The organism is Pseudomonas sp. GW822-FHT03F04 (genome assembly GCF_058801405.1).
Map to the genome: position 1 here is coordinate 96,727 of NZ_JBXANF010000007.1, position 19,578 is coordinate 116,304.

Annotated in this window: 17 protein-coding genes; 9 read left to right on the forward strand and 8 right to left on the reverse strand. The window is 59.7% G+C overall.

Annotated features, from left to right (window positions below; translation table 11 throughout):
* Nucleotides 1-129: 129 nt before the first annotated feature.
* The 5 genes from AC1RMX_RS17700 to AC1RMX_RS17720 all read right to left on the reverse strand — a co-directional run bounded on the left by AC1RMX_RS17700 (nucleotide 130) and on the right by AC1RMX_RS17720 (nucleotide 7,740).
* A complete protein-coding gene (locus AC1RMX_RS17700; RefSeq protein ID WP_493072645.1) occupies nucleotides 130-2,952 on the reverse strand; it encodes an FAD-binding and (Fe-S)-binding domain-containing protein in 2,823 nt (940 codons plus the stop codon).
* Nucleotides 2,949-3,620, reverse strand: a complete 672-nt coding sequence (locus tag AC1RMX_RS17705) for a LutC/YkgG family protein (protein WP_493072646.1) — start codon at nucleotides 3,618-3,620, stop codon at nucleotides 2,949-2,951. Before AC1RMX_RS17705 ends, AC1RMX_RS17700 begins: the two co-directional genes overlap by 4 nt.
* Nucleotides 3,620-5,074 (reverse strand): LutB/LldF family L-lactate oxidation iron-sulfur protein, encoded by a 1,455-nt coding sequence (locus tag AC1RMX_RS17710; RefSeq protein ID WP_493072647.1) that lies wholly within the window; start codon nucleotides 5,072-5,074, stop codon nucleotides 3,620-3,622. The genes AC1RMX_RS17705 and AC1RMX_RS17710 overlap by 1 nt, the downstream gene beginning before the upstream one ends.
* Complete coding sequence (locus AC1RMX_RS17715) at nucleotides 5,071-5,895, reverse strand: (Fe-S)-binding protein (RefSeq protein ID WP_192559746.1); 825 nt, start codon at nucleotides 5,893-5,895, stop codon at nucleotides 5,071-5,073. The genes AC1RMX_RS17710 and AC1RMX_RS17715 overlap by 4 nt, the downstream gene beginning before the upstream one ends.
* Nucleotides 5,896-6,045: 150 nt before the next feature.
* A complete protein-coding gene (locus AC1RMX_RS17720; protein WP_493072648.1) occupies nucleotides 6,046-7,740 on the reverse strand; it encodes a lactate permease LctP family transporter in 1,695 nt (564 codons plus the stop codon).
* 261 nt (nucleotides 7,741-8,001) lie between these two features.
* Between AC1RMX_RS17720 and AC1RMX_RS17725 the strand changes: the two genes are divergently transcribed.
* Nucleotides 8,002-8,769 carry an FCD domain-containing protein gene (locus AC1RMX_RS17725; RefSeq protein WP_096818803.1) on the forward strand — a complete coding sequence of 256 codons (768 nt, stop codon included), beginning with the start codon at nucleotides 8,002-8,004 and terminating at the stop codon, nucleotides 8,767-8,769.
* 56 nt (nucleotides 8,770-8,825) lie between these two features.
* Here AC1RMX_RS17725 and smpB read toward each other — a convergent pair whose 3' ends face one another.
* Nucleotides 8,826-9,308 carry an SsrA-binding protein SmpB gene (gene smpB / locus AC1RMX_RS17730; RefSeq protein WP_007915208.1) on the reverse strand — a complete coding sequence of 161 codons (483 nt, stop codon included), beginning with the start codon at nucleotides 9,306-9,308 and terminating at the stop codon, nucleotides 8,826-8,828.
* 119 nt (nucleotides 9,309-9,427) lie between these two features.
* Between smpB and AC1RMX_RS17735 the strand changes: the two genes are divergently transcribed.
* From AC1RMX_RS17735 to AC1RMX_RS17745, 3 genes are read left to right on the forward strand one after another with little or no spacing between them, the layout of a single operon-like run.
* Nucleotides 9,428-10,831 carry a sodium-dependent transporter gene (locus AC1RMX_RS17735; protein ID WP_096818805.1) on the forward strand — a complete coding sequence of 468 codons (1,404 nt, stop codon included), beginning with the start codon at nucleotides 9,428-9,430 and terminating at the stop codon, nucleotides 10,829-10,831.
* Between the two features lie 7 nt (nucleotides 10,832-10,838).
* On the forward strand, nucleotides 10,839-11,273 hold the full coding sequence (locus AC1RMX_RS17740; protein ID WP_003221509.1) for a type II toxin-antitoxin system RatA family toxin: 435 nt from the start codon (nucleotides 10,839-10,841) through the stop codon (nucleotides 11,271-11,273).
* Nucleotides 11,266-11,580: an RnfH family protein gene (locus AC1RMX_RS17745; protein WP_096818807.1), complete on the forward strand. Its 315-nt coding sequence runs from the start codon at nucleotides 11,266-11,268 to the stop codon at nucleotides 11,578-11,580. The genes AC1RMX_RS17740 and AC1RMX_RS17745 overlap by 8 nt, the downstream gene beginning before the upstream one ends.
* Nucleotides 11,581-11,640: 60 nt before the next feature.
* Here the strand turns inward: AC1RMX_RS17745 and AC1RMX_RS17750 are convergent, their stop codons facing one another.
* On the reverse strand, nucleotides 11,641-12,168 hold the full coding sequence (locus AC1RMX_RS17750) for an outer membrane protein assembly factor BamE (RefSeq protein ID WP_096818809.1): 528 nt from the start codon (nucleotides 12,166-12,168) through the stop codon (nucleotides 11,641-11,643).
* A gap of 97 nt (nucleotides 12,169-12,265) precedes the next feature.
* Between AC1RMX_RS17750 and fur the strand changes: the two genes are divergently transcribed.
* Nucleotides 12,266-12,670 carry a ferric iron uptake transcriptional regulator gene (fur, locus tag AC1RMX_RS17755; RefSeq protein WP_064119476.1) on the forward strand — a complete coding sequence of 135 codons (405 nt, stop codon included), beginning with the start codon at nucleotides 12,266-12,268 and terminating at the stop codon, nucleotides 12,668-12,670.
* Nucleotides 12,671-12,745: 75 nt separating this feature from the next.
* On the opposite strand, the gene recN is transcribed toward fur, so the two are convergent.
* Entirely contained in the window at nucleotides 12,746-14,419 is a 1,674-nt protein-coding gene (gene recN, locus AC1RMX_RS17760) for a DNA repair protein RecN (protein WP_493072649.1), read from the reverse strand.
* Between the two features lie 240 nt (nucleotides 14,420-14,659).
* On the opposite strand from recN, the gene grpE reads away from it, so the two are divergent.
* From grpE to dapB, 4 genes are all read left to right on the forward strand, one after another.
* A complete protein-coding gene (grpE, locus tag AC1RMX_RS17765) occupies nucleotides 14,660-15,229 on the forward strand; it encodes a nucleotide exchange factor GrpE (protein ID WP_096818814.1) in 570 nt (189 codons plus the stop codon).
* A 102-nt stretch (nucleotides 15,230-15,331) separates the two neighbouring features.
* Entirely contained in the window at nucleotides 15,332-17,248 is a 1,917-nt protein-coding gene (dnaK, locus tag AC1RMX_RS17770; RefSeq protein ID WP_096818817.1) for a molecular chaperone DnaK, read from the forward strand.
* Between the two features lie 296 nt (nucleotides 17,249-17,544).
* Nucleotides 17,545-18,669, forward strand: coding sequence for a molecular chaperone DnaJ (gene dnaJ, locus AC1RMX_RS17775; protein ID WP_085711856.1), 1,125 nt, complete (start codon nucleotides 17,545-17,547; stop codon nucleotides 18,667-18,669).
* Nucleotides 18,670-18,678: 9 nt separating this feature from the next.
* Nucleotides 18,679-19,485: a 4-hydroxy-tetrahydrodipicolinate reductase gene (gene dapB / locus AC1RMX_RS17780; protein ID WP_085729543.1), complete on the forward strand. Its 807-nt coding sequence runs from the start codon at nucleotides 18,679-18,681 to the stop codon at nucleotides 19,483-19,485.
* The last annotated feature ends 93 nt before the right edge of the window (nucleotides 19,486-19,578 follow it).

Consider the following 19,578-nt stretch of genomic DNA (forward strand, 5'->3'; position numbering starts at 1 on the left):
ATGAATCTCCTTGAACTGAGGATCCAGACTTCGCTGGCCGTCAGGACGGGCAACCGAATGGAGGAAAAGCCCCGATTGTTCGGGGCCTGTTCTGTGGACTGCGGTCGTTCGCGAGGGTTCTATTTTTCTTCAGATGGCGGTTTCACTGATTTTGGCCCGGGTCACTCGATCCACCAGATACACCAGACCGTGGTAGTCGATTCCACCATGTTGCGTCAGACCGATCTCACAGGTGCGGCTGGTGGAAATACCTTCGCTGCAATGTTGCACCGCATCCTTGAGAGTGCGTAGCGAGTGGCCGTTGAGCTCCGGTGTGGTGAAGCCCTTGTCACCGGCAAAACCGCAGCAATGAATGCCTTCCGGGATCACCACGTTCTTGCTGCATTTGCGGGCCAGGTCGATCAGTGCCTGGCTTTCCCCCAGATGTTGCGTGCTGCACGTCACATGAACGGCAATCGGTGCTTCCTGCGGGGTGAACTCCAGTCGATCGATCAGGTGCGTACGGATAAAACGCACAGGGTCATACAGATCAAGGCGAACATTTCCCACATCCTGCACCAGTCGCAATGTGCAGGGGCTGGTGTCGCAATAGATCGGATCGAGCCCACCTCGGCTGGCGTGGAGCAAGGCGCCGATCAACTCCTGACGCTTGTGCTCGGCCTGTTCGGCATAGCCTTTGGAAGCGAACGGCTGGCCGCAGCAGAGGTTGTCCAGATTGTCCGGGAGCACCACCTGATAACCGGCCTTTTCCAGCAGGCCACGGGTTTTGTCGTACAGCGACATCTGCTCTTTGTCACCCGCTGCGGGGCCCATCACCCGCGACACGCAGGCCGCCAGATACACCACACGCGGACGTTCGTCCGACACCGTTGTACTGAGGCGAATGGTTTTTTCCGGTTGCGGCATCGCGTTGGTCCACTGCGGCACCTGGCCTTTGGACAAGCGTGTCAGCGTCGCTGAAAGCTTCGCCAGACGCGGCGCTCCCAGCAGCATTCGTGCACCGTTGGCCACGTGCAGGGTGAAGCGCGCTCCTTGCAGGGTGGTGGCGAAATTTCCTTCGATCCAGTTGGTGGTTTTCTGATGTGTGGCGTGACGGCCTCGAAGCTTTTTCACCAGCTCACCGGTGTTGATGCCTACAGGGCAGCGTTGCGCACACAAACCGGTCGCGGCGCAGGTGTCGATGCCTTGGTACTCGTAGGCTTTTTCCAGTTCCGTGGTGTCGATCCCTGCACGTTTTCGCGCCTGAATATCACGCCAGATCACGATGCGCTGACGTGGACTCAGGGTCAGGCCCTTCGATGGACAAACCGGCTCGCAGAAACCGCACTCGATGCACTTATCCACAATCTCATCGGCCGCCGGCAGCGGCTTCAGATGCTTGAGGTGGATCTGCGGATCTTCGCTGAGCACCACGTCCGGGTTGAGAATGCCCTGAGGGTCGAGCAGTCGCTTGAGCTGCCACATCAATTGATAGGCGTCGCTGCCCCATTCCAGTTCGACAAACGGTGCCATGTTGCGCCCGGTGCCGTGTTCCGCCTTCAGCGAACCGCCGAACTCCACGGCCACCAGTTGCGCCACGTCGTCCATGAACGCCTGATAGCGTGCGACTTCTTCCGGGCTGTTGAAGCCTTGGGTGAAGACGAAGTGCAGATTACCTTCCAGCGCGTGTCCGAAAAGGATCGCTTCGTCGTAGTGATGTTTGTCGAACAGCTCGATCAGGCGATTCACGCCGATGGCCAGTTGCTCCACCGGGAAGGTCACGTCTTCGATGATCACCGTGGTGCCGGTCTTGCGCACGGCGCCGACGGCGGGGAAGGTGTCCTTGCGGATCGCCCAGAGGCGGGCGTTCTCGACCGGGTCTTCGGTGAAGTCGACCTGCTTTTCCACCGGGAAATCACCGAGCGACGCCATGATCTGCGCCAGTTGTTCCTGCAACAACGTGGAAGAAGCGGCGCGGGATTCGATCAGCAGAGCGCAGGCATTGTTCGACAGCTGCTGTACGAAATCCGGCATGCCGGGTTTGTCCTGCACCGAGCGCAGACTGCGGCGGTCGAGCAATTCCACGGCTGATACCGGTTGGCTTTTCAGTACGGTGACGGCGTTGCAGCAGGTTTCCACGTCGGGGAAAACGATCAGTGCCGAGGCTTTGTTCGGGTGGTCGATCACTGTGTCGTACGTTACCGCACTGATGAAGCCGAGTGTGCCTTCGGAGCCGACCAGCAAGTGTCTCAGGATATCCACAGGCTCATCGAAATCCACCAGGGCATTAAGCGACAGGCCGGTGGTATTTTTCAGACGGTATTTGTGGCGGATTCGTGCGGCCAGTTCGGCATTGGCGCGGGTCTCGCGGCCCAGTGTCGCCAAGCGTTCCAGCAATTCACCGTGGCTCGTTCGAAACGCCGCGACACTGGCAGCATCCTCGGTGTCAAGACGTGTGCCATCGGCCAACACCAGACGTATCCCAGCCAGTGTGTGGTAGGTGTTTTGTGCGGTGCCGCAGCACATGCCGCTGGCGTTGTTGGCAACGATGCCGCCGATCTTGCAGGCGTTGATCGAGGCCGGATCCGGACCGATCTTGCGCCCGAATGGCGCGAGCCATGCGTTGGCCTGGGCGCCGATCACGCCCGGTTGCAGGCGGATCTGCGTGCCTTGCCCTCGGATCTCACGGGCATTCCAGTTATCCCCCAGCACGATCAGCACTGAATCGCTGATCGCCTGGCCGGACAGGCTGGTGCCGGCGGCGCGGAAGGTCACCGGGACCAGATCACGCTGGGCCAGTTTCAGCAGCGCCACCACTTCATCTTCGGATTCGACGCGGATCACCAGTTGCGGAATCAGTCGGTAGAAGCTGGCATCGGTGCCGAAGGCCAGAGTCGACAATGGATCGTCGAAACGCCGCTCGGCAGGAATCAGTTGCTGCGCATCGCGCAGGAAAGTCGCCGGTAAGGTCATTGGTCCTCCAGGATCAACACCACCAGGTCTTTCGGGCCGTGGGCGCCGTAGGCCAGCACTTGTTCGATGTCGGCGGTTTTCGACGGGCCGGACACCAGCAACGCATTGGTCGGCATGCCTTGCGCCCACTCGAATTCCTGCTGTACCTGATAGAAGTTGTCGCGAATCTGGCTGGCCTTGAGCAGGGCGAAATGCACGGGCGGCACCAGACTCATCAGCCGTGGCTCTTCGCGGGTCGGCCACAGAATCAGGCTGCCGGTAGCAGCGATGGCGCCGAGGGTGCCGGTGAGGCTGGCCGGGGTGTCGTTGAACAGCTCGGCTTTCCAGTCTTCCATTGGCCGGTCGTAGGATTTCAGAGTCGGCAGATCAGGATTGTTCGCCCAGTGCTGTGTGATGCGCTGCCCGTGAGGCGTAGTCGGTGCGATCAGCAGGCTCGGCAACTGGCGGTCGCGCAGCAATTGCGCCAGCAGCGCCGGCCACGCATCAGCGGACGTCAGATGGATTTCGGTGTGCACCGCTTCCATCAGTTTGCGCAACTGCGGGATGCGTTGTTCGGCGCTGTAGGTGTAAGGCTGGGTCACCAGATCGACATCGAAGTTGTCGGCAATCGGTGTGGTGCCCGTCAGACTGTTCCGTAACTTGCCGAGGATATTTTGCTTGGCGCTCATCAACGGTCTCCTTGTTTGGCCAGATGCTCGCGAGCCATGTCATGCAGTGAGCGGGCGGCGGGTTTCGGAGCGCTGTGGTTCTGCGTCCACGGGCCGACGTTGTTCGGCGCCAGGGCACGCAGGCGCGTGGCGAAAAACGCAAACAGCCGATACAAAGTCGGCGAGCTGTTGAGCTTCGCCCAGGCGTTCCAGATAAAGCGTTCCTTGCGTGAATACTTGCTGCCCTGGCCGCGCATCACTTGGTGAGGACTGTCGGGGGCTTTGACGTTCTCTTCGCGCAGGCGGCGCAGCAGTGCGGGGATAGGGATTTTTACCGGACACACTTCACCGCAGGCGCCGCACAACGAAGACGCGCTCGGGTGATCCGGGACTTTCGCCAGGCCGACCATGTGCGGAGTGATGATTTTGCCGATCGGGCCGGGGTAAACCTCGCCGTAGGTGTGGCCGCCGACGCGGGTGTAGACCGGGCAATGATTCATGCAGGCACCGCAGCGGATGCAGTTCAACGTCTGACGCAGTTCGCTGTCGGCGAAGGCCTGGCTGCGGCCGTTGTCGAGCAGCACCAGATGCACTTCCTGCGGGCCGTCGAGTTCGTGTTCCTTGCGCGGGCCGGAGATCATGTTGACGTAGGTGGTGATCGGAATGCCCAGCGCCGAGCGGGTCAGCAATGACAGCAGCGGCACCACGTCGCGCAGGTTTTCCACGACTTTTTCGATGCCGGTAACGGCGATGTGCACCGGTGGCACGGTGGTGGTCATACGCCCGTTGCCTTCGTTTTCCACCAGCAGAAGGGTGCCGGTTTCGGCCACGGCGAAGTTGACGCCGGAGACGCCGATGTCCGCTTCGAAGAATTTCTGCCGCAGGACCCTGCGACCGATCTGAATGAGTTGGTCAACGTCCTTGGTGTATTCCACGCCAAGTTTGTCGTGGAACAAGGACGCGACCTGACCGGCATTCTTGTGGATTGCCGGCATGATTATGTGTGAAGGCTTCTCGTGGTCGAGCTGGACGATGTACTCCCCCATGTCGGACTCCAGACATTCAATGCCTTGAGCCTCGAGGAAATGGTTCATCTCCATCTCTTCGCTGACCATCGATTTGCCCTTGATCACTTGCCGCGCCTCGTGAGCGCGGATGATCGAAAGGACGATGCCATTGGCTTCGTCCACCGTTTCCGCCCAGTGCACTGTCACACCGTTGCGGGTCAGGTTCTGTTCCAGTTGCTCGAGCAGGTCGGGCAACTTGGAGAGCGCGCGGGCACGGATCGCATTGCCCAGTTCACGCAGGTGTTCTCTTTCGTGGGCATCGCTGAAAGCCGCTGCCCGCTTTGTCATCAGTGAATCCATCGCGGTGCGGAAGTTGTTCCGCAACTGCGAATCGCCCAGGGCGTTTTGTGCCCGGGTGCGGAAGTCTTCTTCTACGGCAACCGTAGGAATAATCGTGGAAGTGCTCATCGCGCACCTCCGGTTCGTTGCCAGAGGAAGCTCGCCAGGTGTTGCCCGCGCAGCGCTTCCTTCTGTTTTTCCAGCGAGCCGTTGATGTTCATCAAGCAGCCACAGTCGGCACTGAGTACCTGATGCGCGCCGGATTCCTTCAACGCTCGGGTCTTGTCAGCCACCATCGCGCCGGAAATGTCTGGCATACGGACGCTGAATGTCCCACCGAAGCCACAGCATTCGCTTTCGTGATCGTGATTGACCCGTTCCACGTTGCTCAACTGCGCCAACAACTCGCGGCCGTGCAGGTGGGTATTCATTTCCCGTCGCGCCGAACACGAGGTGTGCAGCGCCACTTTGACCGGCTCGCCGCTGTCCTTGAGCTGCACCTTGCAGACGAACAGCAGGAACTCGGCCAATTCATAGGTGCGGGCCGCGAGGGCCTGAACCTGTTTCAACGTTTCCGGCTCGTCCTTGAACAAGTCGGCGTAATGTTCGCGCAGCATTCCCGCGCAGGAACCCGACGGCACCACCACCGGATAATCGCCGGCAAACAGCGCCAGTTGCGAGCGCGCCACCGTCCGTGCCTGCTCGGTGTAACCCGAGGTGTAGGCCGGTTGTCCGCAGCAGCTCTGCCCTTGCGGGTAGTCGACCCGAATGCCCTCGCGTTCCAGCAAATGGATCGCGTCCATCCCGGCTTCGGGATAAAACAGGTCGACCACGCAGGTGCCGAACAGGTAGACCCGCGACGGTTTCTCGCTCGGGTATTGCCGGGGCTCGGGCAGTGGCGGTGCAACGCGAGTGGCGTTGGGCACAGCGTTGTAAAAAAGCTCGCTCATCAGGCGTGTCTCCGGGTGGGCCCGGTTATCCGTCTGTTGAGGCTGCCGAATATAGAGTGCATTGCTTTCAGCAGCCTTACAGACCGGGTTGTGAATTGCTGACGCCGGAATCACGAACCGGCGTCGGTTATTTCCATGTCGCTTGTGGTCTTAATGCACCAGCATGCCGGTGAACCAGTAGGCCTGGGCCAGGGTGATCAGGCCGACAATCGTTGCAAAGAATAGGCTGTGCTTGAGGGTGAAGCGGAACAGATCGGATTCCTTGCCCACCAGCCCGGTCGCGGCGCAGGCCACGGCAATCGACTGTGGCGAAATCATCTTGCCGGTCACGCCGCCGCTGGTATTGGCCGCCACCAGCAAGGTGTCGTTGACCCCGATCTGGTGCGCGGTGGTCGCTTGCAGCGAACTGAACAGCGCGTTGGACGAGGTATCGGAACCTGTAAGGAACACCCCCAGCCAACCCAGGAACGGCGAGAAGAACGGGAATGCCGCGCCGGTCGCTGCCAGCACCAGGGCCATGGTCGAAGACATGCCGGAATAGTTGGTCACGAAGGCGAACGCCAGCACCATGCCGATCGACAGAATTGGCCAGCGCAGTTCGTAGAAAGTCTCTTTCAGAGTGGTAAGACCAATTTTGAAATTGATCTTCAGGATGATCATCGAGATCAGAGCCGAGAAGAAAATCGCCGTGCCGGTAGCGGAAATAGGGTCAAGTTTGAACACGGCCGGAATAGCTGTCGGCGTCGCGACGATCGGTGCAGTCTTGATCACCAGTTGATCCAGGTGCGGGATCGCGAAGTTGAACACCCAGGCGTACATCGAGCCACCAGCGGCGAACATCGCCTTGAACGGCTTGAGCGTCCAGATGGTGACCAGCACGGTGAGGATCAGGAACGGTGACCAGGCCTTGAAGATTTCCCCGAGGCTGTAGGGCGAAGCGATGGTGGTGCGTTTCTGGCCGAAACCGCCGACGCTGGCAGTGACTGCCACGCTCGAGGTGGCGCCGGCGATCTGTGCGCCCGCAGTGCGTTTGGGCTGCCAGATTTTCAGGAACAGGGTCAGCGAGATCAGGCTGGCCAGGGCCGAGGTGATGTCCGGCAGTTCCGGGCCGATGAAGTTCGAGGTGAAGTACTGGGTCACGGCGAAGCTCAGGCCGGCAACCAGCGCGGCTGGCCAGGTTTCGCGAACGCCGCGCAGGCCGTCCATCATGAACACCAGCCAGAACGGCACGAACAGCGACAGCAGTGGCAGTTGGCGGCCGGTCATGGCGCCAATCTTGAACGCATCGATACCGGTGACCTGCCCGGCGACGATGATCGGAATCCCCAAGGCACCGAACGCGACCGGCGCGGTGTTGGCAATCAGGCACAGGCCAGCGGCGTACAGCGGGTTGAAGCCCAGTCCTACGAGCAGCGCAGCGGTAATCGCAACCGGCGCGCCGAAACCGGCTGCGCCTTCGAGGAAGGCACCGAAGCAGAAACCGATCAGCAGCACCTGCAAGCGCTGGTCATCGGTGATCGACAGGACCGAACTGCGGATGACTTCGAACTGACCGCTCTTGACCGTCAGTTTGTACAAGAACACCGCCGCGACAATGATCCAGGCAATCGGCCACAGACCATAGGCGAAGCCATATCCGGCGGCGGCGAACGCCATGTCGACCGGCATCTGGAACGCAAAGATCGCCACAAGAATCGCCAGGGCCAGCGTGATGCTGCCGGCGACATGACCTTTGAGGCGGAACACCGCCAGGGCGAGGAAGAAGAACACGATGGGGATGACGGCCGCGAGTGCGGACACGCCGAGACTGCCGAGCGGGCTGTAGAGCTGTTGCCAGGTTTGCATATGGGGTGGCCCCTAATTGTTGTTGGTCAGGCACTGTCAGCGTTCTTGGTTAATTGGTAAGACCAATTTACAATCGCTGTTGGCTAGGGTAAAAGCCTTGATGTCGGTGTGTCAATTTGCCGCCCTAAAACTTTTGTCGAATGACCGGTGCAGGCTCGATCTGATCCGGTCCGGGGCGTTTCATCTGGCAGGTGTCGGCAAGGCGCCGATAGGCCAGAATAGAGAGCCCGGCGAGTGGTCGGGATCGTGGAGAATTGAGTGATGGGGTTTGATCAGATACGTCAGCGCCGTTTGTCTGACGATATTGTCGAGCGGCTTGAGGGGATGATCCTCGAGGGGACATTGAAGTCCGGCGAGCGCCTGCCGGCCGAGCGCACATTGGCCGAGCAGTTCGGTGTGTCCCGGCCTTCGTTGCGCGAGGCAATCCAGAAGCTGGCGGCCAAGGGGCTGCTGGTCAGCAAGCAGGGCGGCGGCAATTACGTGGTGGAAAGCCTGGGCTCGACCTTCAGCGACCCATTGCTGCAACTGCTGGAAAGTAATCCCGAGGCCCAGCGCGATCTGCTGGAGTTTCGCCACACGCTGGAGGCATCGTGTGCCTATTACGCGGCATTGCGCGCCACCGATGTGGATCGCGAGCGGCTGACCGCGGCGTTCGAAGAGCTACAGGATTGCTACTCGCGCCATGACGAAGTGAGTCGGGCGGAGGAGGGGGCGGCGGACGCGAAATTTCATCTGGCAATCGCCGAGGCCAGTCATAACGCGGTGTTGCTGCACACCATTCGCGGGTTGTTCGACCTGCTCAAGCGCAATGTGGTGACCAATATCGGCGGCATGTACAAGCAGCGCACGGAAACCCGCGACATGCTGATCACTCAGCACCGGGAACTGTACCAGGCGATTATCGAAGGGCGTGCGGAGCAGGCGCGAGAGGTTTCCAGCCGACACATTCTGTATGTACAGGAAGTGCTGGAGGAGGTGCGCCAGGAAGTTCAGCGCGTGGCTCGGGCCGAGCGGCGCAAAGGGATGTAGGTTCAGGCATGACCATTCCCGCGCTGAGCGCGGGAACAGTCATTCAGGCAGAAGAATCAGTCTTCCTTGCCCTTGTTGCGCACCGCACGCTGCAACTCGCGACCGGCATCGCGTTCGCGCTCGGTATCACGCTTGTCGTATTCCTTCTTGCCCTTGCCCAGAGCGATCTCGCACTTGACCATGTGCTTGCTCCAGTACCAGGACAGGCATACGCAGGCATAACCCTTCTGCTGCACGGCGGCGGCCAGCTTCTCCAGCTCGCGCCGGTTGAGCAGCAGCTTCCGGGTGCGGACCGGGTCAGCGATGACGTGGGTGCTGGCGGTCATCAGAGGCGTGATGTGGCTGCCAAGCAGCCAGGCTTCGCCATCCTTGAGCAGGACGTAACTGTCGACCAGTTGCAGCTTGCTTGCCCGCAGACTTTTTACTTCCCAGCCGGCCAGGACCAGACCAGCCTCGAACTTGTGCTCGATGAAGTAATCGTGTCGCGCCTTTTTGTTCTGCGCGATGGTCCCTGTTGGGTGTTTCTTCTGTTTAGCCATAGGGGCGGCATTATATGGAGATAAACGGCTGTCGGCTACGGTGATGCTGCGTGCTTGAGCAGGTTGAGTGAATCCCGGACAATGCGGCCTCTTTTTCTAACGCTTGGGCGTGATAAACGATGTCGACAGACAAGGTTTCTGTCCACGGCAGTTGGGCTAGCCGCTGGGTTTTCATATTCGCCGCGACCGGTTCGGCCGTGGGATTGGGCAGCATCTGGAAGTTCCCCTACATGGTCGGGGTCTACGGTGGCGGCGCCTTTGTGCTGATGTTCCTGGCGTGCATCGCGCTGATCGGCATTCCGGTGATGCTCGCGGAAACCCTGATCGGCCGGCGTGCGCGGCTGAGTCCGGCCAACGCCCTCAAGGTGCTGGCAATCGAAGCCGGGCATTCGGGCAAGTGGTCGTGGGGCGCGTTCGCCGGGATGATCACGGCGTTGCTGATCCTGTCTTTCTACAGTGTGGTCGGCGGCTGGTCGCTGGATTACATCATTGATATGGGGCGCGGGGATTTCCAGGGGGCGACGGCCGATCAGGTCGGTGCCTATTTCGGCAATGTCATCGCCGACCCTTGGCGCATCACGCTGTGGCACACGGTTTTCATGCTGTTGTCTGCCGTGGTGATCGCCAAAGGCGTGGTCGCCGGGCTTGAACGCAGCCTGCGGATCATGATGCCGCTGTTGTTTGTGATGGTCCTCGTCCTGCTGGGCTATAGCATGACCACCGGGCACTTCATGGAGGGCGTGCATTTCATGTTCGACTTCCACCCGGAGAAAGTCCTCGATGGCTTGCTGCCGGCCATGGGGCACGCGTTCTTCTCCCTGAGCGTGGGCGTGGGCTCGATCATGATCTACGGCGCCTACATGACAAAGGAAGCCTCGCTGTCCGGCACCGTTGTGGGTGTGGCGCTGCTCGATACCTTCGTTTCGCTGGTGGCCGGTCTGGCCTTGTTTCCGATTGTGTTCGCTGGCGGTTTGAACCCGAGTGAAGGCCCGGGGCTGATGTTCGTCAGCCTGCCATTCGCTTTCGGTAATGTGCTATTCGGCCAGTTGATGGGCGTGGTGTTCTTCGTTCTGGTAGCCATTGCTGCCTGGAGTTCGGCGATTTCCCTGCTGGAGCCGATGGTCGCCTATCTGGTCGAGCGGACTAAAATCAGTCGTGCCTGGGTGACATTCTGGTTGGCGTTCACCTGCTGGTTCGTCGGCCTGGGCACGGTGTTCTCCTTCAATATCTGGAAGGAAGCGAAATTTTTCGTGAACGAAGGCGGAATGTTCCATCTCTACCAATGGGGTGCCGCAGGCGGTCTGGACTTCTTTGGTGTGATCGACTTCTTCACCTCACGGATCATGCTGCCGCTCGGCGGGCTGTGCTTTGTACTGTTTGCCGGATGGGTGATGGGGCGTGACGCGGTGCGCGACGAATTGTCGATTCGCAGCCCGGCGCTGTTCGCCTTGTCTCTGTTCTTGATGCGCTATGTGGCGCCCATCGGCATTCTTGTAGTGTTTGCCACCCAGCTCTGGAAGTGACGCTTACATGACGACACATATTCAACGATCAGCGCTGCTGCCTTACCCGGCGCAATTTCTCTATGACCTGGTCAATGACGTGGCGCGTTATCCGGAGTTTCTGCCGTGGTGCTCGTCAGCAGAGGTCCTGGAAAGCTCGCCTGAACACATGCGCGCCAGCGTCGGTGTGGCCAAGGGCGGCCTCAGTCAGCACTTCGTTACACGCAATACCCTGGTGCCGGGGCAATCGATCGAGATGAACCTCGAGGAAGGTCCGTTCAATCAGTTGCACGGTGTCTGGGTGTTCAAGGCGTTGAACGAGAAAGCCTGCAAGATCAGCCTCGATCTGTCCTTCGATTATGCCGGCCCGTTGGTGCGCGCCACGCTCGGGCCGCTGTTCAATCAGGCTGCCAACACGCTGGTGGATGCATTCTGCCAGCGCGCCAAGCAGATGCATGGTTGAGCCGGTGATCGAAATAGAAGTGGTGTACGCGGCGGTTGATCGTCAGGTGTTGCGCACGATCAGCGTGGCAGAGGGGGCGACGGTGCGTACTGCGCTGTTGGCCAGTGGCATTGATTCCGAGTTTCCGGAACTGGATCTGGCCGGTTGCCCGGTCGGGATTTTCGGCAAAGTGGTTGCCGATCCGGATGTGCGGGTTGTTCAGGCGGGGGATCGCCTCGAAATCTACCGACCACTGCTGGCTGATCCGAAAGAGGTGCGCCGATTGCGGGCCGCCAAGGCTGCCGAGGCCAAAGCCAGAAATCAGTGATGCGCCAATCTGCAGGCAATAAAAAACCCGGAATTTCCGGGTTTTTTATTGCGTCGCAAATTATTGCGGCGAGGTGTCCAGCGGCTCTGGTGTCGGAACCGGAACGGTTTCCACACCATCGACGTCCTTCTGGATCTGATCCAGCAAGGAACCTGGCTTGACCGGTTTTTCCGGTTTTGGCTTCTCGGCGTTTTCAGCAGGAGCGGTCACGTTAGTGCCACTTTCCTTGCCGAGAATGGCTTCGTCACGGCTCACGCCCGGCATGAAGTCACCGGACAGGCTGACAAGGCGGTCGTTTGAGTCGAAAATGACACTCATGCGTTCCTGCTGGCGTTCACCGCCACCAGGTTGCAGGCTGTACAGATAATCCCAGCGATTGGCATGGAACGTGTCGACAAGCAGAGGGTTGCCCATGATAAACCGTACTTGCGGCCGGGTCATTCCCGGGCGTAACTGGTCTATCATGTCCTGCGTGACGACATTGCCCTGCTGGATGTCGATTTTGTAAACCCCGGGGAATGAACAACCGGCGAGTGCGAGCAGTCCCACAAAGGTGAAACTGGTTAGCAAGAGCTTGGTGTTTTGCATCGGTGGGCGACTTCCACTATCTTGGCTGGGACAACGTAAACGCCGATCATACCCGCATTAAGAGAAGCTGCGAAGCAGCATCGCGAGAAAGCTGACCATGGTTGAAAATAGCGAACTACGCAAAGCCGGCCTCAAAGTGACCCTGCCACGGGTCAAGATCCTGCAAATGCTCGACTCTACCGAGCAGCGTCACATGAGTGCCGAGGACGTCTACAAGGCGTTGATGGAAGCTGGCGAGGACGTCGGTCTGGCCACGGTTTACCGTGTTCTGACCCAGTTCGAAGCGGCTGGCCTCGTGGTCCGTCATAACTTCGATGGCGGTCACGCGGTATTCGAATTGGCCGACGGTGGCCACCACGACCATATGGTCAACGTGGAAACCGGTGAGGTTGTCGAATTCGTCAGCATCGAAATCGAAAAGCTCCAGAAGGCAATTGCCGAGGAGCACGGTGTGGAGTTGGTAGATCACAACCTGGTGCTGTACGTCCGCAAGAAAAAGTAAGCATGTCGCGCGAATTTCAGGTTCGCGAAACGAACGAAGGCGACCCAAGGGTCGCCTTCGTGCTTTCTGTCGTGCTTAAGCCTTTGCGGTAACGACCATCTTCTTGGCGTGCGCCAGAGACTCTTTGGTCAGATCAATGCCGCCGAGCATCCTCGCGACTTCTTCTATACGGTCATTTTTGCTCAGCTTCGAGACGGCGGTGTGCGTCGCCTGCTCGCCTCGCACCTTGTGCACGAATAAATGCTGATGACCCTGGGCGGCCACTTGCGGCAAGTGCGTAACGGTCAGTACTTGTCCGCGTTCGCCCAGGCGCCGCAATAGCTGGCCGACAATCTCGGCCGTCGGACCACCGATGCCCACGTCCACTTCGTCGAATACCAGGGTCGGCACGCGCGAGGTCTGGGCGGTGATGACCTGAATCGCCAGGCTGATCCGTGAGAGTTCGCCGCCGGATGCCACTTTGGCCAAGGCCTTCAAGGGTTGGCCGGGGTTGGCGCTGACCAGCAGTTCGACCTGTTCTAGGCCATTGGGCAGGAGTTCGCCGCTGGCGTTGGGACGCAGTTCGATGGTGAAGCGTCCGCCAGGCATGCCGAGGCGTTGAATCTCCTGTTCGACCGCGCTGGCCAGACTGCCTGCAGCCTGATGGCGCAGATCACTCAGTTCGCGGGCCTTTTCCTGGTAGTGGCGGGCATACGAGGCCAGCTCTTCGCCCAGGCGCTCGATGGATTCGTCGTTGGCGTTGAGGGTTTCGATTTCATCCAGCAGCTTTTGCTGCATCTCGGCGACTTCGGTCGGCTGGATCCGGTGCTTGCGTGCCAGGGTGTAAATGGCGTCCAGACGCTCTTCCAGATACTGCAGGCGCGCCGGATCGGCGTCGAAGTTGTCGAGGAAGCGGTTGAGTTCGCCGACAGCCTCTTCGACCTGGATCTGCGCACTGGTCAGCAAGCTGCTGGCTTCGCCCAGAGCGCCGATCGAGTTGTTCACGCTCGACAGGCGATTGAGGCTGGCGGTCAGTGCATTCAGCACATTGCCGGAATCACTTTCACTGCACTGCTCGACCACTTGCCGGCAGATGCCCAGCAGGGTTTCGGCGTTGGTCAGGTTCTTGTGTTCCTGCTCCAGATCTTCCAGTTCGTTCTCGCCGAGACCGAGGTTCTCCAGTTCTTCGAGCTGATAGCTGAGCAGTTGATGACGGGCGCGCTGTTCGTCACCGGAGTTGGACAGGCGCTCCAGCTCCAGGCGGGTCTGGCGCCAGCGCTGGGCGGCCAGTTGTACCTGGCGGGCCAGATCGGTGGCGCCGGCGTATTCGTCGAGCAGGCGACGGTGGGTATCCGTCTTGAGCAGGGATTGGTGTTCGTGCTGGCTGTGGATGTCGATCAGCAGCTCGCCGAGGGCCTTGAGGTCGCCGAGCGGGCAGGGCGTGCCGTTGATATAGCCACGGGAGCGGCCTTCCGAGGTGATGACCCGGCGAAGGATGCACGGGCCGTCGATTTCCAGGTCGCGCTCGGCCAGCCAGGCGCTGGCTTCGGGAATGTCGGCCAGGTCGAAGGTCGCCAGGATATCGGCCTTGTCGGCGCCCGGGCGAACCACGCCGCTGTCGGCGCGATCGCCAAGGGTCAGGCCCAGCGCGTCGAGCATGATCGACTTGCCGGCGCCGGTTTCCCCGGTAATCACGCTCATCCCGCGATCGAGTTCGAGATCGAGATGTTCAACGATGGCGTAGTTGTGTACGGACAGGTGCACCAGCATAAAGGCCGCTCCCAGGCTTTAGGTCTGGTTATTTATACAGTGTTTTGTTTCGGCCTGACAATGCCCTCGCTTAGCTCGATTGGCTTGATCCGATCAAATGCTTATCGCGCCCGGGAATGACAATGCAGCACTTTTTTGTAGGGTTAATCATTGTCAGCCCTTGAAGCCTGATTTTGCGGCCCCATATACCGGGGCAGAAGCGCGAGTCGAGCTCGCGGACGTTATTGAAAGGAGAATTCTATGGCTGACGAACAGACAGTAGATACGCAAAAAGCAGAAGCCAATCAGGCGCCCGAGACTGCGGGTGATGACCTGGCGACCCGTGTACAAGTGCTCGAAGAGCAATTGGCCGCCGCGCAGGATCAATCTCTGCGCGTAGCTGCCGATCTGCAGAACGTCCGCCGCCGTGCCGAGCAGGACGTCGAAAAGGCTCACAAGTTTGCGCTGGAAAAATTCGCCGGCGATTTGTTGCCGATCGTCGACAGCCTGGAGCGCGGCCTCGAGCTGTCGAACCCGGACGACGAAAGCATCCGTCCGATGCGCGAAGGCATCGAGCTGACCCTGAAAATGTTTCACGACACCCTCGCGCGTTATCAGCTTGTAGCTGTCAGCCCGCAGGAAGGCGAGCCGTTCAACGCAGTGGAACATCAGGCAATGGCCATGCAGGAAAGTGCTGATCTGGAGCCGAACAGCATTCTGAAGGTGTTCCAGAAGGGCTACCAGCTCAACGGTCGTCTGCTGCGCCCGGCAATGGTCGTGGTCAGCAAGGCGCCAGCACCCGTTTCGCCTTCGATTGACGAGAAGGCTTGAAATTAGCCGCAAGGCCCCCATTTAGAAGTCAAGCGTTTAAGTGCTACCGCAGTTGGCCACAACCGCTGCGGCAACCAAATCCAAAGTTTCGGGAGAGTTAACATGGGCAAAATTATCGGTATCGACCTGGGGACTACCAACTCCTGCGTCTCCATTCTTGAAAACGGCCAGGCCAAAGTTATCGAGAACGCCGAAGGCGCGCGTACCACGCCGTCGATCATCGCTTACGCCAACGATGGCGAAATCCTGGTCGGCCAGTCCGCCAAGCGTCAGGCAGTGACCAACCCGCACAACACCCTGTACGCGGTAAAGCGTCTGATCGGTCGTCGCTTCGAAGAAGAAGTCGTACAGAAAGACATTCAGATGGTTCCTTACAAAATCGCCAAGGCTGACAACGGCGACGCGTGGGTTGAAGTGAACGGCCAGAAAATGGCGCCGCCACAAATCTCGGCTGAAATTCTGAAGAAGATGAAGAAGACCGCCGAAGACTACCTCGGCGAAGCTGTGACTGAAGCGGTGATCACCGTTCCGGCCTACTTCAACGACAGCCAGCGCCAGGCGACCAAAGACGCCGGCCGCATCGCCGGTCTGGACGTAAAACGTATCATCAACGAACCAACCGCAGCCGCTCTGGCTTACGGCATGGACAAGGCCAAGGGCGATCACACCGTGATCGTTTACGACCTGGGTGGCGGTACTTTCGACGTATCCGTGATCGAGATCGCTGAAGTTGACGGCGAGCACCAGTTCGAAGTATTGGCCACCAACGGTGACACTTTCCTGGGCGGTGAAGACTTCGACATTCGTCTGATCGACTACCTCGTTGACGAATTCAAGAAAGAAAGCGGCATGAACCTTAAGGGTGACCCGCTGGCCATGCAGCGCCTGAAAGAAGCCGCTGAAAAAGCCAAGATCGAGCTGTCGTCCGCTCAGTCGACCGACGTGAACCTGCCGTACATCACTGCAGACGCCACCGGTCCTAAGCACCTGAACGTGAAAATCTCGCGTGCCAAGCTCGAAGCACTGGTTGAAGACCTGGTTCAGCGCACCATCGAGCCTTGCCGCATCGCCATGAAAGACGCCGGTATCGACGTTGGCGCGATCAACGACGTGATCCTGGTCGGCGGTCAGACCCGTATGCCGCTGGTACAGAAGCTGGTGACCGATTTCTTCGGTAAAGAAGCTCGTAAAGACGTCAACCCGGACGAAGCCGTTGCCATGGGTGCTGCGATCCAGGGCGCCGTTCTGGCCGGTGACGTGAAAGACGTTCTGCTGCTCGACGTCAGCCCGCTGACCCTGGGTATCGAAACCATGGGTGGCGTGATGACTGCGCTGATCGAGAAAAACACCACGATTCCTACCAAGAAATCGCAAGTGTTCTCGACTGCCGACGACAACCAGGGCGCCGTGACCATTCACGTGCTGCAAGGCGAGCGCAAGCAAGCCGCACAGAACAAGTCCCTGGGCAAGTTCGACCTGGCCGAGATTCCACCAGCGCCACGTGGTGTGCCACAGATCGAAGTGACCTTCGACATCGACGCCAACGGCATCCTGCACGTCGGCGCGAAAGACAAGGCGACCGGCAAAGAGCAGAAGATCACCATCAAGGCCAACTCCGGTCTGTCGGATGAAGAAATCCAGAAGATGGTCCGCGACGCCGAGCTGAACGCTGAGGAAGACCGCAAGTTCGAAGAACTGGCCGGTGCCCGTAACCAGGGTGACGCGCTGGTTCACTCGACTCGCAAAATGGTCACCGACGCTGGCGACAAAGTGACTGCAGAAGAGAAAACTGCAATCGAAGCGGCCGTGGTTGCCCTGGAAGCTGCCGTCAAAGGCGACGACAAGGCTGCCATTGAAGCGAAGATTGAAGAGCTGTCGAAAGTCTCCGCGCCGGTTGCCCAGAAGATGTACGCCGAACAGGCTCAGCCTGCCGAAGGCGCGGCTCCGCACGCAGAGAAAGCTGAAAAGGCTGACGATGTTGTCGATGCCGAGTTCGAAGAAGTCAAAGACCACAAGTAAGTTGTTGGTCGGCCGGTTGACTGCCTTTGGGCACTGACTGGTAGGATGTCGCCGCGCGGGAGCTTGCTCCCGCGTTGGCGTATCTGGAATACGCGAATTTTTACAGCATGCGACAAGCTTCGTGTGTTGGTGGCATGGCCGGAAATGCTCCTGCTTTTCGAGCTGAAAGTGCCGCATGAATCAAAGACCAGGATCGTTGAATTGACGTGAGTTGGGTCCGGGCCTGTATTGGGGCTCAACGAGTTTGGCGAAGCTCAGGAGGGGTTTGCCGAACGTCCTTAAGAGTGCAAAGACTTATGGCAAAGCGTGACTATTACGAAGTGTTGGGTGTTGAGCGCGGCTCAAGCGAAGCAGACCTGAAAAAGGCCTATCGCCGTCTGGCGATGAAGCATCACCCGGACCGTAATCCCGATGACAAAGCGTCGGAAGAACTGTTCAAGGAGGCCAACGAGGCCTACGAGGTATTGTCCGATTCCAGCAAGCGTGCGGCGTACGATCAGTACGGCCATGCCGGCGTCGACCCGAGCATGGGCGGCGGCGGTGCAGGCTTTGGCGGTCAGAACTTCTCTGACATCTTCGGCGATGTCTTCAGTGACTTCTTCGGTGGCGGTCGCGGCGGTTCCCGTGGCGGCGCCCAGCGCGGTAGCGATTTGCGCTACACCCTGGAGCTGAACCTGGAAGAAGCGGTGCGCGGTACAACCGTGAATATCCGCGTTCCGACGCTGGTCAACTGCAAGCCGTGCGATGGTTCGGGCGCCAAGAAAGGTTCGTCGCCATCGACGTGCCCGACGTGCGGCGGCATCGGCCAGGTGCGCATGCAGCAAGGTTTCTTCTCCGTACAGCAGACCTGCCCGCGCTGCCATGGCCAGGGCAAGATCATTTCCGACCCGTGCGACTCCTGCCACGGTGACGGTCGCGTCGAAGAGTACAAAACCCTCTCCGTCAAAGTGCCGGCCGGTGTCGACACCGGTGACCGCATTCGTCTGTCCGGCGAAGGCGAGGCGGGTACTCAGGGTGGGCCGACTGGCGACCTGTACGTGGTGATCAACGTGCGCGAGCACGCGATCTTCCAGCGTGACGGCAAGCACCTGTTCTGCGAAGTGCCGATCAGCTTTGTCGATGCGGCGCTGGGTGGCGAGCTGGAAATCCCGACCCTCGACGGTCGCGTCAAGCTGAAGATCCCTGAGGGGACTCAGACCGGCAAGCAATTCCGTGTGCGTGGCAAAGGTGTGGCGCCGGTGCGTGGTGGCGGTGCAGGTGATCTGATGTGCCGTGTAGCGGTCGAGACCCCGGTCAACCTGAATCGTCGTCAGCGTGAGTTGCTCGAAGAATTCCGCAGTTCCCTGGCGGACGACAACAGCCACTCGCCGAAAACCACCGGTTGGTTCGATGGCGTGAAGCGCTTCTTCGGCGATCTGTAAGGAGTCGGCATGCGACGTATAGCTGTGATGGGCGCTGCTGGGCGCATGGGCAAGATTCTGGTCGAGGCCGTGCAACAGCGCGCGCCGTTGACCGGTTTGACGGCTGCCATTGTTCGCCCGGGCAGTACGCTGATCGGGGTGGATGCCGGTGAGCTGGCTTCGCTCGGACGAATCGGCGTGCCGCTGTCCGGTAACCTGGAATCGGTAGCGGAAGAGTTCGATGTGTTGATCGACTTCACGCTGCCGGAAGTGATGCTGAAAAACCTGGCGTTCTGCCGCAAGGCCGGCAAGGCCATGGTGATCGGCACCACCGGTCTGGATGCTGCCCAGAAGCAGTTGCTGGCCGAAGCGGGCAAGGATATTCCGATCGTGTTTGCTGCCAATTTCAGTGTTGGCGTCAACCTGTCGCTGAAATTGCTCGACATGGCAGCCCGTGTGCTGGGTGATGATGCGGACATCGAAATCATCGAAGCTCATCACCGTCACAAGATCGATGCGCCGTCGGGCACCGCCCTGCGCATGGGCGAGGTGATCGCCAGTGCGCTGGATCGTGATCTGCAGAAGGTTGCGGTCTATGGTCGTGAAGGTCATACCGGTGTGCGTGAGCGTGAAACCATCGGTTTCGCCACTGTTCGCGGTGGTGATGTCGTGGGCGATCACACGGTGCTGTTCGCTTGTGAAGGCGAACGTCTGGAGATCACTCATAAGGCTTCGAGCCGCATGACGTTCGCCAAGGGCGCGGTGCGTGCGGCGCTGTGGCTGGATGCTCGCGAGCCCGGTCTGTATGACATGCAGGACGTGCTCGACTTGCGTTGAGCCTTGCTTGAACCCGGCGCAAACGCCCTGTTTGTGCCGGTTTTACCCCGCCCGGCGACGTCCTGTCGCATTCTCCGGCCTTTCAGGCTCATT